We start from the raw sequence: 13,831 nt of genomic DNA on the forward strand, positions 1-13,831 counted from the left end.
GAGATATTAGGAAAAAACAAAAACCTTATAGCAAATAATTTCCATAAGCTTCCAGTAATTGTTTTGGCCTCGCATTAAACTGAGCCCTCTTTCGCAAAAGCGATGCAAGGAATGTAATGGGCAGTCAGGTGAAGCGCTGGGAAGTAAAGCAGGGGAGAATACGGGGTAGGCAGGAAAGAAAACGGGGCTATGCCGCCCCGTAATTGCAATCAGAAATCACGCTGCACTGACATGTGGGCCAATGCTTCGAGTGCACTACGCCACGGCGTTTCTGGCAGGGCCTGTAGAGCAGCAATGGCTTTATCCGCCTCTTCTTCAGCGCGTTTGCGCGTCCATTCCAGCGAGCCAGTTTGTTGCATGGCATCCAGTACCGGTTCCAGCAGATGGCGACCGTTGCCTTCTTCGATTGCTTTGCGGATCATCTGAGCTTGCTCTGGTGTACCGTTGTGCATGGCATGGAGCAGCGGCAGTGTCGGCTTGCCTTCGCTCAGGTCATCACCGGTATTTTTACCCAGGGTTTCGCCATCCGCACTGTAATCCAGCAAATCATCAATTAACTGGAAAGCGGTACCCAGATAGCGACCATAATCCTGCAGCGCTTTTTCCTGCGCCGGCGTGGCTTCAGCCAGAATCGCGGAGGCTTGAGAAGCCGCTTCAAACAGGCGCGCGGTCTTACTGTAGATGACGCGCATGTAGCTCTCTTCCGTGATATCGGGATCGTTGCAGTTCATCAGCTGCAGCACTTCACCTTCCGCAATCACGTTCACTGCTTCGGACATCAGCGCGAGGATCTTTAAGGATCCCATACTGGTCATCATCTGAAACGCGCGGGTATAAATGAAGTCCCCCACCAGCACACTGGCAGCATTACCGAACGCGGCATTGGCAGTGGCTTTGCCACGGCGCATATCGGATTCATCCACCACATCATCGTGCAGCAGAGTCGCCGTGTGGATAAATTCGATCAGCGCCGCATTGGTGACATGTAGCGATCCCTGATAGTTGAGCGCACGTGCCGAGAGCACCGCGATCATGGGCCGGATACGTTTGCCTCCGCCGCTGATGATGTAGTAACCCAACTGATTAATCAGTGAGACATCTGAATTCAGCTGGTCGAGGATGGTCTGGTTGACGGCCGCCATGTCCTGCGCGGTTAATTCATTAATCTGTTCTAAGTTCATTCGTCTGTTCAGCTTTGACTCGTATTTTGCATGGTAAGCGCTTTTACCCAGCGTGAGTTCAGGTAATCTGTTACTGATTGTACTTGAAAAATCGGGCTGAGAAACGTTTGCATTCGTCCTGCGCTTTTTTTCTGCAAGAGAGTGCAAAGTGCACTTGTCTTCTGCTGGAGATTTGCGTAGAATTCGCGCCCTATTGTGAATATTTATCGCGCCGCCTGATGAATAGAAAGGCATGCGCAGAAGCGGAGTTTTATATGTACGCGGTTTTCCAAAGTGGTGGTAAACAACACCGAGTAAGCGAAGGTCAGACCGTTCGCTTGGAAAAGCTGGACATCGCAACCGGCGAAACCATTGAGTTCGACCAGGTTCTGATGATTGCAAATGGCGAAGACGTGCAAATCGGCGCGCCACTGGTATCAGGCGGTGTGATCAAGGCAGAAGTTGTTGCTCACGGTCGTGGCGAGAAAGTTAAGATTGTTAAGTTTCGTCGTCGTAAACACTACCGTAAGCAAGCTGGTCACCGTCAGTGGTTCACTGATGTGAAAATCACTGTGATCGGCGCGTAAGAGGAGATCTGACAAATGGCACATAAAAAGGCTGGTGGCTCGACTCGTAACGGTCGCGACTCCAATGCAAAACGTCTGGGTGTTAAGCGTTTCGGTGGTGAATCTGTTCTGGCAGGTAGCATCATCGTTCGTCAGCGTGGCACCAAGTTCCACGCAGGTACCAATGTAGGTTGTGGTCGTGACCACACCCTGTTTGCTACCGCAGACGGTAAAGTACAATTCGAAGTTAAAGGTCCTAACAACCGTAAGTACATCAGCATCGTTGCTGAGTAAGGTTGTTGTGACGCAGACGGTTAACGTCTGAACACACGAATTGAAGGCCCCGCAGCTTTGCGGGGCTTTTTACATTCTGCCGCAGGTTGCGGGATTCCCTCTGACCAAAACGCGCAGTTTGCTGTACAATTTATGTACTCCTGGCTTTGCCAGTCTTGTATTATCCGCCGCCGGTCAGCGCAGAAGACCCTGGCGGACCCGTTTGCTGTGCTTTAGTCGCCGCGAACGATAGCGTGACGGAGAAATGAAATGAAGTTTGTAGATGAAGCGACGATCCTTGCGGTCGCAGGCGATGGCGGTAATGGTTGCGTCAGCTTCCGCCGCGAAAAATACATTCCACGCGGTGGTCCGGACGGCGGCGACGGCGGTGACGGCGGTGATGTTTACCTGCTGGCGGATGAAAACCTGAATACCCTGATCGACTATCGCTTCGAGAAATCTTTCCGCGCCGAACGTGGTCAAAATGGCCAGAGCCGTGATTGCACCGGTAAACGCGGCAAAGACATCATTATCAAGGTGCCTGTCGGTACCCGCGTGATTGACCAGGGTACTGGCGAAACGCTGGGTGACATGACGCGCCACGAGCAGAAGCTGATGGTCGCGAAAGGCGGCTGGCACGGCTTGGGTAATACGCGTTTTAAATCCTCGGTTAACCGTTCCCCACGTCAGAAGACCATGGGTACGCCGGGCGAGAAGCGTGACCTGCAGCTGGAGCTGATGCTGCTGGCTGATGTCGGTATGCTTGGTCTGCCGAATGCCGGTAAATCGACCTTTATTCGCTCCGTGTCTGCGGCTAAACCAAAAGTGGCGGATTATCCATTTACTACTTTGGTGCCAAGCCTTGGTGTAGTGCGCATGGACAACGAAAAGAGCTTCGTCGTCGCCGATATCCCTGGCCTGATTGAAGGCGCAGCGGATGGTGCTGGTCTGGGGATTCGCTTCCTGAAGCACCTTGAGCGTTGCCGTGTACTGTTGCACCTGATCGACCTTGCGCCAATCGATGAATCCGATCCGGTCGAAAACGCCCGCATCATCCTGGGTGAGCTGGAAAAATACAGCGAGAAGCTGTTCCAGAAGCCACGCTGGCTGGTGTTTAACAAATGTGACCTGCTGGACCGTGAAGAAGCAGAAAGCCGCGCTAAAGCGGTTGTGGAAGCTTTGGGCTGGGAAGACAAATACTACCTGATTTCTGCGGCCAGCCATGACGGCGTGAAAGATCTCTGCTGGGACGTGATGACCTTCATCATCGAGAACCCGAAAGAAGCGGAAGAAGAAGCGAAAGAGCCGGAGAAAGTGGCCTTCATGTGGGATGATTATCACCGCGAAGCCATGGAAACCGCTCAGGAAGTGGAAGAAGACGACGATTGGGATGACGACTGGGACGAGGAAGATGACGAAGGCGTCGAAATCATTTACCAGCGTTAATCGCCAAAGAGAAAGCGGCCAATTGGCCGCTTTTTTTATGGCTGCTGAGTGCCATTTTCATCTCCCGATGAAAGGGCATCGTGTGCAGCAATCCGGCGCGATGATTCTTCCCCCTGGAATAAGGAGGTGAGGGCCGTCGCGGAAAATTACCCCAGCACCGCCACCGTCAATCGCGATGTGCAGCACAGTTGATCGCGTCCATTGCGAATCTCAATTTCCCAGCTCTGGTTGCGTGCGCCAAGGTGCAAAGGACGGCAGATGCCGCGCACTTCACCGCTGCTCACCGCACGATGATGGCTGGCACTCACTTCAATCCCCACCACACTTTTTCCCTCTTCCACACTCAGATAACCGGCAATCGATCCCATCGATTCCGCCAGCACCACTGACGCACCGCCGTGCAGCAGGCCAAACGGCTGCTGCGTGCGGGTATCCACTGGCATAGTTGCCTCAAGGTAATCGTCGCCAATCACCGTGAACACGATGCCGACGTGCGACACCAGCGAGTTATCACCCAGGGCATTTAAGGTTGCCAGATCAACCGATCGTTTCCAGATTGCCATATCAGGATCCCAGCGTTGCGCCACCGTCGACCACAATATCCTGCAGCACCACGTGGCTGGCAAGATCCGAGGCCAGGAACAGGACGTTGTTCACGATCTCTTGCGGTTTCGCGATCTTACGCAGTGGGATCCCCAACTTGTACTGATCCGGGAAGCCATTGATCATCTCCTGCTCTGCTTCCGGCGTATGCCACAGGCTACGTTGCATATCGGTGTCGGTTGAACCTGGTGAGACGATGTTGCAGCGCACGCCGAACGGTGCCATTTCGAGCCCAACGGTCAGGCACAGGCTGCGCAGTGCGGCTTTGGAAGCGCCATAAGCGGACATGCCGAGACGTGGCGCGTGAGCCGCGTTAGAAGCGATGGTAACAATCGCCCCCGCGCGCTGCTGGCGGAATACCGGCAGCGTTTGCTGGAACATATTGAAGGCGCCGCCGGCGTTCACCGCCAGACACGCCTGCCAGTCTTCGAATGCGAGTGCTTCAGTGCTGCCGACGCGCAGGATCCCGGCGCCGTTGATCAGCACATCCAGACGCGGCTGATCTGCCAGCAGACGCTGGCAAACGGCTTTCACCTCTGCCGCGTTGGCAACATCCAGAATCTGAGTGGCAAACGGATAGTCGGGTTGATCAAAACGCAGATCGAAGCCGATCACCTGTGCGCCGGCCTGATGGAATGCCAGCGCCGTATGGTAACCAATGCCTTTACCCGCGCCGGTTACCCAGACGATTTTTCCGCTAAAGTCGAAAGAAGCACTCATTTGGCAGGTGTCCGTGACAGCAGAGCCCACCAGCCATCAATGCTCGGGTTTTTTGCCAGGCTAACGAAATCGATGTCGTTGTGCACCTGGCGCCAGCGCGCCGCCAGCGCCATCACGCGTACGGAATCCAGGCCGTAGTCGATCAGGTTTTCATCATCTTCCGGCACATCGTCGTCTTCCAGCAGCGGCAGAATCAGCGCACGCAGATCGTCTTTACTCAGCGGCAGTGGCATGAGATCGGCGGTCATCACCACTTTGCCACTGCGACCAGCGGTATAGGTCAGTGCCATCATGTGCTCTTCGCGGCTGAAGTCGGCCAGCGCATCCGCCACCATAAACGGCTGGATGTTACGCATAAAGGCGTCAGTGGCGGTGGTCAGGCAGCCAATGTGGGCGTAAACGCCGGTAATGATCAGCTGATCGCGGCCCATCTCCTGCAGGATCGATTCCAGCGGCGAGCGGACAAAGGCGCTGTAACGCCATTTGGTTAACACCTGATCGTCCTGATCTGGCGCCAGTGTATCTACGATCTTCTGTTGATCCGGATGCTTATTCAGGCCTGGTCCCCACATGTCGTTGAGCAGTGCGCGATCGGCATCGCTCTGCTCGTTGGGCTGCGCGGTGTAGAACACCGGAATACCTTGCGCTTTGCAGTAGGCGCGCAGGCGGGCAATGTTCTCCACAACCTGATCGATCAGCGGACTGTTCTCGCCCCAGAAATTCAGGAAATAAGCCTGCATATCATGGATCAGCAGGGCAGCACGCTGTGGCTCAACGGTCCATTTCACCTTGTTGGTCGGCAGTTCAGTGGCGGCAGGCAGCGCGTAAGAATTCAGTTTTGGAATAGCCATTACAATCTCCGGAATAGGTTCAGGCTTGCGCTTGTTGGTCAGCAAGCTGTTGGCGTAAACGTTTTTTATCCACCTTGCCAACCGGGGTCAGTGGCAGGGCATCTACGCAGGTAATACGATCGGGCAATTTAAACTCGGCGACACCGAGATCGCGCAGATGACGGCGCAGCGCCACCGCTTTGATCGGCTGGCTGGCAACAATAAAGGCGCAGCTTTTTTCACCCATCAGTTCATCAGTCATCGACACTAGCGCGGCATGAATCACATCCGGATGGCGCTGCAGCAAATTCTCGATCTCTTCTGCGGCGATCTTCTCGCCGCCACGGTTGATCTGATCCTTCTCGCGGCCCTGCACGGTGATGTAACCCTGCGGGTTGATCTCAATCAGATCGCCGGAGCAGTAAAAGCCGTTAGCATCAAAGCTGGCGGCATTGTGTTCCGGGCTTTTGTAGTAGCCACGGAAGGTGTACGGACCGCGTGTCATCAGGCGACCCACCGTGCCGTGCGGCAGCGCATTACCGTGTTCATCCGCCACCCAGACTTCGTCATCTTCAGAAATCGGTCGGCCCTGAGTGGTCAGCACGATTTTCTCGTCATCGCCAAAGCGGGTGTAGTTCACCAGACCTTCGGCCATGCCAAACACCTGCTGTAATTGGCAGCCAATTTCGCTCTGAATACGTGCCGCCAGGGTTTCGCCGAGCTTCGCGCCGCCGACCTGAATGCGCTGCAGCGAAGCCAGCTGCTTGTTGCTACCCCATTCCTGAATCGCCTGCAGCCACAGGCTCACTGCGGGTGGCACCAGACCGGTATCGGTGACCTGGTGCTTCTCAATCAGCGGGAAGCAGAGCGTGGCGCTTGGGTCAGCGGCAAGAATCACCTGGCCCCCGGCATAAAACACACCGAGTGAACCCGGTGAGCTCATGGCGAAGTTATGCGGTGCGGGCAGGGCGATCAGATAACGCGTGTCAGCCGTGACTTCGCAGATCTCATCGCTGGCGCGAATACTGTAGTAGTAATCGTTGTGCGTGCGCGGAATCAATTTTGGTGTCCCGGTGCTGCCACCGGAGAGCTGGAAAAACGCCACTTCATCGGCAGCAGTTGGCGTTGGCTGGTAATCGCCCGCCGCTTCCGCCATCAAAGCTTCGAGGGTGTTTTCTTTATCACCGTCATTGCGCAGGATGATCTGCTGCAGTGACGGTTGAGCGGCACAAAGCGCACCAATAAAGGTGTCATCGCCAAACAGCGCGTGACTGCGATCGGCAATTAGCAGTTTAGGCTCAATCTGCGCGGCATAGGCGGTCAGCTCGGTGCGCTGATGGCTATACAGCGCGAAGACGGATGCTACGCCCAGTTTAAACAGCGCAAAGACCGTGACGTAAAACTCCGCCACGTTGCCTAGCTGCACTAACGCAGTATCACCCTGTTGCAGGCCACGGCGCTGCAGGGCTGCCGCGAGGTTATCGGTTAGCTGATTCAGCTCGCGATAGCTGATTTGACGATCGCCGTCAATCACCGCAATCGCCTCATTCTCTTTGTGGCGCGCCAGGATATCGGTCATTGGCACATCGAGCCAATAGCCTTTTTCGCGATAGCGCGCAGCCAAATCTTCAGGCCAGCGGGTATAGGGAATGCTCATGCTCTTTCCTTTATTGCAGTCCAAAAGCGCGCAACATGGTATCCAGCTTCACGCCGGTTTCGCGCCATTCTGATTCAGGTTGGGAATCGGTAACGATGCCTGCGCCCGCAAACAGTCGCACGCGTGCACCGTGCACGGTGCCACAACGAATTGTCACCACCCATTCACCGTTTCCTTCACTGTCACACCATCCCACAATGCCGCCAAACAGCTGACGATCAAAAGGCTCTAGCTGCTGAATCAGCTGCTGAGCACGCTGGTGTGGGAAGCCGCTTAATGCGGGGGTCGGATGAAGCAGGCAGGCCAGCGACAAAGCGTTCTCACGATCATCCTGCACCTCACCATCGATTTGCGTCGCGAGGTGCCATAAGGTCGCGGTGGTGATCAATGACGGTACCGTCGGCACCGACAGCAGGCGACTGCGCGGTTGCAGCGTATCGCGCATCGCATCTGTGACCAGCTGGTGTTCATGACGATCTTTGCTGGAGTCCATCAGCGTATTGCCCGCTGCCTGATCCTGTTGGCTATCGTGGTGATCACGACGTGCTGAGCCCGCCAGCGGGCACGAGCTAAAATCGCGGCCCTGCTTACGCAGCATCAGCTCCGGGCTGGCCCCCACCAGTGCACCGCCTTGTGGCAGCGGCAGATGGAAGTGATAGCTATTCGGATTCTGCGCAATGACGCGTTGCATCAGCGCCGCGGTATCCACTGGCTGCTCGGTGACAATATCCATCAGGCGCGACAGCACCACTTTATCGAGGTCACCACGTTGCGTTGCTGTCACCGCATCGGCCACCATTTGGGTAAAGACATCGTGATCCGGCACCGCCACGCGACGACGCACCTGCGGCAGCTCACTGGCAGCCGCAGGCAGCGCATTCTGTAGGTCGGCACGATGAAAAGTTTGATACGTTTCAGGAATAAACAGGGCCGCAGGCTGGCTCACGTCAAACGGAATCGCACCCACCAGGATCGGATTCTCAATGCCTTGTTGTTTTGCCGCCGCAAAATGTTGATGCAGCTGAAGTTGAAAATCACCCTGCAATGATGCAGCGTCTGCCACAGAGGTGGTTATCGTGGTATAGCAGCCTTGAGTCGCGAGGCTTCGCCACGGCGAGGTAAAGAGGAACCCACGGCATAACGCAGAAAAATCCTCTAATAAGGCATTTTCAAACATGGATGATTCCACCATAATTTTCACCTATAAATGATAAGATTATTAAGAATGATTATCATTTTTATTATGGGCCTGTAACCTACGTCGATTGGACAAAAGAGTCAATCCATTCGCGGGATTTCCCGCATGATTAGGCGTAATCGGAAGGTGACGTCGAGCCGTGCAATACGCTAAAAGGTGGACCAAAACTTATGAATAAATGCGGTTTATTGGGCCTGACAGCCCTGTTGTTTATTTTCCAGACTTTCACAGGGCTGGCACAGGCTGAACAGGGATGGCCGCGAACGGTGCAGGGGGCAAAGGGTTCAATTACCTTAAACAAAGCTCCGCAGCGTATTGTTTCAACCAGCGTCACCTTAACTGGATCATTGCTGGCAATTGATGCACCGGTGGTGGCCTCCGGTGCGACCGCTCCGAACAGCCGTCTGGCCGACGATCAGGGTTTTTTCCGTCAATGGGGTGAGGTGGCAAAACAGCGCTATGTAAAACGCCTCTATATTGGCGAGCCGAGTGCCGAAGCGGTGGCCGCAGAAGCACCAGACCTGATTCTGGTGAGCGCCACAGGTAATGATTCTGCGATTAAACTCGCCAGCCAGCTTTCCGCCATCGCACCGACGCTGGTGGTGAATTACGACGACAAGAGCTGGCAGGATGTGGTGACGCTGCTGGGCCAGGCAACCGGTCACGAAGCGCAGGCTGCACAGCGGGTGAAGGCTTTTGACGATCGTGAAGCAGCGTTGAAAAAAGCCATCACCTTACCGCCGCAGCCCGTGTCTGCCATGGTGTGGAACGGCGATGGGCGTGCCGTCAACGTGTGGACCACGGAGTCAGCGCAGGGCAAACTGCTGGAGCAACTTGGCTTTACCCTCGCCGTTCCACCCGCCAGCGTGCAGCAAGGCCACAGCATGGGCCAGCGTAAAGACATCATTCAGCTGTCAGGTGAGAATGTGGGTAGCGGTTTGACGGGAAAAACCTTCCTGCTGTTTGCGGCTGATGACAAAACCACACAGTCAGTGATCGGCAATCCGTTCCTCGCGCAAAACGCGGCGGTTAAGGATAAGCAGGTATTCCCGCTTGGCGTCGATTCGTTCCGTCTGGATTACTACAGCGCCAGCAATCTGCTGGCGCGTCTGGAGAAACTGTTCGTTAAATCATGATGCCTGCTCCGCCAGCTCAGGGGCTGGCGGCGCATAACGACGTAAACGGCCCATTACACACCACATCACAATCCCCAACAGCGCTGCCGCAAAGCCAAACGCGGCGGCAGCCTGTGGCGGCAGTAACCACGATCCCATGGCCCCAATCATCGCCGCACCGATCGCATCTCCGGTGACATTTTGCGCGGTCCACAAGCCGTTAATGCGGCCCAGCAGATGGTCAGGCGTCAGCAGTTGAATCATCGCGTACTGCACCAGACTGTTGATGGCACTGAAATAACCAAACGCCACCAGACACAGCAGCGCCAGCGGCAGGTTGGGCATCAGACTGAATAATCCCAGCGCGATAAATCCGGCCACCGCACTGCCCAGCACCAGCTGTCCCGGTCGGGCTGCATGTTTCAATTTACCGCTGGTGAACGCGCCGATGGCGGCACCCAGCGGCACGGCAGCGTAAAGCATGCCAAGCTGGTTAGCACTCACTGACCAATGTGGTGCGAGAGCGGGGTAGAGCACGCGAATCGCGCTGGCCAGAGTGACCAGAGCACCTATCAGCGCCACCATACCGACAATCGGGCTGGCAAACAGGAATTGCACCCCGGCGGCCAGCGACTTCAGCGGATGTTCACGCGGCTGAGGTGGCGGCGGGAGTTGCGGTAATTTCAGCAGCGTCAGTACGGTAATCAGTGTGCCAAACGCGGTTAAGCCGTAGTTCCACACCACGCCGCCGTGCGCAATCACCAGTCCGGCAATGGCTGGCGAGAGGATGGAGCCAAAACGCACCGTCAGCATGGTGATGGCGCCGGCCTGCATAATGTTTTCGCGCCCCACCAGCGCCGGTGTGGCCGCCAGCAGCGCCGTGACGCCAATCGCGCCAAAGAAGCCATCCCAGAATCCCAGCAGATACACCGCAATCAGTGAAGGCTGCGGCAGCGCAGCGTTAATCGCCAGCGCGATAAAGCCCAAGCCGCAGGTGGATCGGGCAAGCAAAATCAGTTTCTTACGCTCGTAGCGATCGGCTAACACCCCGCCGGTCAGCAGACCAATAAACATACCGGATGCGGCGAGGGTGACGGCCAATCCCACCAAAAGCGGGGAGTGCGTCATCTGCTGAATCTGCACCGGCACCGCCACGGCGAGCATGCCTAATGCGACAATCGAGATGAATCGGGCAATAAATACTGCGCGAAATGCCGCATGGGTTTTCAGCAGGGAGAGATCGATAAAGTGGGAAGATTTGTTCATTTGTTCGCCTTTTTGCACCAATTTTCCTCATCGTCCGCGAGGCGAGTCATGGTAACATAGGTAAACGCGAGTAATAACGATAACCATTATCAAATTGCGTTGCGCATGCGACGACGTTGAACAGTGAAGGTTTAGAACGATGCGCCAGATCCGTGCATTAGCAGGCTCAGGGATTCTGCTCTTGCTTCTCATCGCGCTCAGCTTGATGCTGGGGGCAAAATCGATACCCATTTCCGATGTTTATCATTCTCTTACCTCAGGCTGTAACAACGCTGAGTGCGTGATTGTGCGTGATGCACGCCTGCCGCGCACCCTGGCCGGATTGCTGGCGGGTGTCGCCCTCGGGTTAGCGGGCGCACTGATGCAAAGCCTGACGCGCAATCCACTGGCCGATCCGGGCATTCTCGGCATTAACGCAGGTGCCGGGTTTGCGGTGGTGATCGGCATTGCGCTGTTTGGCGCCGATTCTCCCCTCGACTGGCTTGGCTTCGCGTTTGCCGGTGCACTGCTGGCGTCATTGCTGGTGGCGATGACGGGCGCGATTGGCGGCGGGCGAGTCAATCCGGTACGCCTGACATTAGCCGGCGTAGCACTGGGCGCAGTGCTGGATGGCCTGACGTCTGGTCTGTCACTGCTCAATCCCGATATTTATGATCATCTGCGTTTCTGGCACAGCGGCTCGCTGGATATTCGCAATTTCACTGTATTGCGCACCCTGTTCCCGGCCGTGCTAATCGGCAGCGGAGTGGCACTCTATTTGTCGCAGGCGTTGAACAGTTTAAGCATGGGCGGCGATATGGCGACCGCGCTGGGCACGCGGGTGGCGCGCACGCAACTGCTTGGTTTAGTGGCGATTGCGTTGTTGTGTGGTGCGGCGACGGCGGCAGTGGGGCCGATTGCTTTTATCGGACTGATGACGCCGCATTTTGCACGCTGGATGGTCGGCAACGATCACCGCTGGATGCTGCCCGCTACGGCGATCATTACCCCGATTCTGTTGCTGGCAGCGGATATTCTGGGACGACTGCTGGTGGCGGGCGAACTGCGCGTCTCCATCGTCACGGCGATGTTGGGGGCTCCGGTACTGATTGTGCTGGTGCGCCGTAAACTCGGGCGAGGTGCGTTATGACGCGTCGGGTTGGATTACATACCACGTGGTTGTTGCTCGGATGCGCACTGCTGGCGTATCTGGCGATGACGCGAGGCGCATTGCCGATTGGGGCTGAGCAGTTTTGGCAGGTGCTGGCGGGACACGGTGCCAGCAACGTCAAGCTGATCGTTTTAGAGTGGCGACTGCCGCGTGTGCTAATGGCGCTGCTGATTGGTGCGGCACTGGGCGTCAGCGGCGCGATTTTCCAGTCACTGCTGCGCAACCCGCTCGGCAGCCCGGATATTCTCGGTTTCAACACCGGTGCCTACAGCGGCGTGCTGGTGGCACTGGTGCTGTTCAATCAGGGCATCGCCGCCATGACCGGTGCAGCGTTGGTTGGTGGTATCGGTACGGCGGCATTGGTGTATCTGTTTGCCTGGCGCAACGGGGTAGAAACCTTCCGCCTGATTATTGTTGGTATCAGCGTGCGCGCGTTGCTGATGGCACTGAATGCCTGGCTGATTATCAGTGCTTCGCTAGAGTCCGCGCTCAGTGCCGGATTGTGGAGTGCCGGTTCACTTAACGGCATCACCTGGGCGAAAACGCCGCCGGTGATTGGCGTGTTGCTGCTGTCGCTGCTGCTGATGGCGCTGCTAACACGACGGATGCGTTTGCTGGAGATGGGCGATGATACCGCCAGTGCGCTCGGCGTGCCGGTGGAGCGCAGTCGGCTGCTGCTGATGCTGATTGGCGTAGTGTTGACGGCGGCGTCCACTGCGCTGGTGGGGCCGATCTCCTTTGTTGCGCTGCTGGCACCACAAATCGCGCGTCGACTCGGCGGCGGCGAGAAAGGCGCGCTGCTGCTGGCGGCGCTGTGTGGCGCACTGTTGCTGATTGCGGCTGATTTTGCTGCGCAGCATTTGTTCTTGCCTTATCAATTACCGGTTGGCGTGATTACCGTCAGCCTCGGTGGACTTTATCTGATTGCGTTACTGGTGCGGGAGGCGCGACGCCAATGATCGATATCCCTTCACGGCTGTATGGCGAAGGCCTGACGCTCGGCTACGACAAAAAAGTGGTGGCAGAAAACCTGTCGGTGGCGATCCCGGAAGGTGAGCTGACAGTGATTATCGGCCCCAACGCCTGCGGTAAATCCACTTTGCTGCGCACCCTGAGCCGCCTTAATACTCCGCTGAAAGGCGAGGTGTATCTGGATGGTGAGGCGATAGCGCGTTATCCGACCAAAGAGGTGGCGCGTCGACTTGGGCTGCTGCCGCAGAGTTCCAACGCACCGGCGGGCATCAGCGTTACCGAACTGGTGGCACGTGGGCGTTACCCGCATCAAGCGCTGTTTGGCCGCTGGCGCAGTGAAGATGAAGAGGCGGTGCAAAGCGCGATGCGGGCAACCGGCGTGGCGGATTTGGCGCAACAGCCAGTGGATACCTTGTCCGGCGGGCAGCGTCAGCGCGTATGGATTGCCATGGTGCTGGCGCAGCAAACCCCGCTGCTGTTGCTGGATGAGCCGACCACCTGGCTGGATATCACCCATCAGATTGAACTGCTGGAACTGATGCAGGAGTTGAATCAGCAGCATGGCCGCACGCTGGTGGTGGTGTTGCACGATCTTAATCACGCCTGCCGTTATGCCACCCATTTGATCGCCATGCGTCACGGCAAGATTTTGGCCGAAGGCAAGCCCGCAGAGATCGTAACACCCGCGTTGATTGAACAGGTTTACGGTTTACGCTGCGTGATTGTGGAAGATCCGGTGGCGCACACGCCAATGATCGTGCCGCTGGGAAGAGGAAAGTAAGCGGTCTGGCTGCACAAAGCATGTTATCGCGGGAATCTAAATGCTGTGACCGGCACACCACAGTGGAGCATCGTGTCGGGAGGTCTTAACGCAG

Annotated in this window: 14 protein-coding genes; 7 read left to right on the forward strand and 7 right to left on the reverse strand. The window is 56.5% G+C overall.

The annotated features are described in order from the left end of the window. Positions 1–209: 209 nt before the first annotated feature. Entirely contained in the window at positions 210–1,181 is a 972-nt protein-coding gene (gene ispB, locus F3J37_RS25160; protein ID WP_038649473.1) for an octaprenyl diphosphate synthase, read from the reverse strand. A 254-nt stretch (positions 1,182–1,435) separates the two neighbouring features. Between ispB and rplU the strand changes: the two genes are divergently transcribed. From rplU to cgtA, 3 genes are all read left to right on the forward strand, one after another. Continuing rightward, complete coding sequence (gene rplU / locus F3J37_RS25165) at positions 1,436–1,747, forward strand: 50S ribosomal protein L21 (protein ID WP_034826596.1); 312 nt, start codon at positions 1,436–1,438, stop codon at positions 1,745–1,747. Positions 1,748–1,762: 15 nt separating this feature from the next. After that, complete coding sequence (gene rpmA, locus F3J37_RS25170) at positions 1,763–2,020, forward strand: 50S ribosomal protein L27 (protein WP_003851093.1); 258 nt, start codon at positions 1,763–1,765, stop codon at positions 2,018–2,020. Positions 2,021–2,269: 249 nt separating this feature from the next. Continuing rightward, positions 2,270–3,445: an Obg family GTPase CgtA gene (gene cgtA, locus F3J37_RS25175; protein WP_034826592.1), complete on the forward strand. Its 1,176-nt coding sequence runs from the start codon at positions 2,270–2,272 to the stop codon at positions 3,443–3,445. A 146-nt stretch (positions 3,446–3,591) separates the two neighbouring features. Here cgtA and F3J37_RS25180 read toward each other — a convergent pair whose 3' ends face one another. From F3J37_RS25180 to F3J37_RS25200, 5 genes are read right to left on the reverse strand one after another with little or no spacing between them, the layout of a single operon-like run. Beyond that, positions 3,592–4,008, reverse strand: coding sequence for a hotdog fold thioesterase (locus tag F3J37_RS25180; RefSeq protein ID WP_166936411.1), 417 nt, complete (start codon positions 4,006–4,008; stop codon positions 3,592–3,594). A gap of 1 nt (position 4,009) precedes the next feature. Then, entirely contained in the window at positions 4,010–4,768 is a 759-nt protein-coding gene (gene dhbA, locus F3J37_RS25185) for a 2,3-dihydro-2,3-dihydroxybenzoate dehydrogenase (protein WP_166936413.1), read from the reverse strand. Beyond that, entirely contained in the window at positions 4,765–5,619 is an 855-nt protein-coding gene (locus F3J37_RS25190; protein ID WP_097118195.1) for an isochorismatase family protein, read from the reverse strand. The genes dhbA and F3J37_RS25190 overlap by 4 nt, the downstream gene beginning before the upstream one ends. A 19-nt stretch (positions 5,620–5,638) precedes the next feature. After that, on the reverse strand, positions 5,639–7,255 hold the full coding sequence (locus F3J37_RS25195) for a (2,3-dihydroxybenzoyl)adenylate synthase (protein WP_166936415.1): 1,617 nt from the start codon (positions 7,253–7,255) through the stop codon (positions 5,639–5,641). Positions 7,256–7,265: 10 nt separating this feature from the next. Next, a complete protein-coding gene (locus tag F3J37_RS25200; RefSeq protein ID WP_166936417.1) occupies positions 7,266–8,447 on the reverse strand; it encodes an isochorismate synthase in 1,182 nt (393 codons plus the stop codon). A gap of 176 nt (positions 8,448–8,623) precedes the next feature. Here F3J37_RS25200 and fepB point away from each other — a divergent pair, with 176 nt between their 5' ends. Then, positions 8,624–9,589, forward strand: coding sequence for a Fe2+-enterobactin ABC transporter substrate-binding protein (gene fepB / locus F3J37_RS25205; protein ID WP_166936419.1), 966 nt, complete (start codon positions 8,624–8,626; stop codon positions 9,587–9,589). Here fepB and entS read toward each other — a convergent pair. Next, positions 9,584–10,834, reverse strand: a complete 1,251-nt coding sequence (gene entS / locus F3J37_RS25210) for an enterobactin transporter EntS (protein ID WP_034827168.1) — start codon at positions 10,832–10,834, stop codon at positions 9,584–9,586. The two genes, fepB and entS, sit on opposite strands and share 6 nt — an antisense overlap. Before the next feature lie 139 nt (positions 10,835–10,973). On the opposite strand from entS, the gene fepD reads away from it, so the two are divergent. Genes fepD through F3J37_RS25225 form a run of 3 tightly spaced genes read left to right on the forward strand, consistent with a single transcriptional unit; the run spans position 10,974 to position 13,737 of the window. Further along, positions 10,974–11,963 carry a Fe(3+)-siderophore ABC transporter permease gene (gene fepD, locus F3J37_RS25215; RefSeq protein WP_166936421.1) on the forward strand — a complete coding sequence of 330 codons (990 nt, stop codon included), beginning with the start codon at positions 10,974–10,976 and terminating at the stop codon, positions 11,961–11,963. Further along, positions 11,960–12,943: an iron-enterobactin ABC transporter permease gene (gene fepG / locus F3J37_RS25220; RefSeq protein WP_166936423.1), complete on the forward strand. Its 984-nt coding sequence runs from the start codon at positions 11,960–11,962 to the stop codon at positions 12,941–12,943. Before fepD ends, fepG begins: the two co-directional genes overlap by 4 nt. Continuing rightward, on the forward strand, positions 12,940–13,737 hold the full coding sequence (locus F3J37_RS25225; protein WP_058959455.1) for an ATP-binding cassette domain-containing protein: 798 nt from the start codon (positions 12,940–12,942) through the stop codon (positions 13,735–13,737). Before fepG ends, F3J37_RS25225 begins: the two co-directional genes overlap by 4 nt. Positions 13,738–13,831: the final 94 nt, after the last annotated feature.

The organism is Candidatus Pantoea communis, from assembly GCF_011752685.1.
Taxonomy (GTDB): Bacteria; Pseudomonadota; Gammaproteobacteria; order Enterobacterales; family Enterobacteriaceae; genus Pantoea; species Pantoea communis.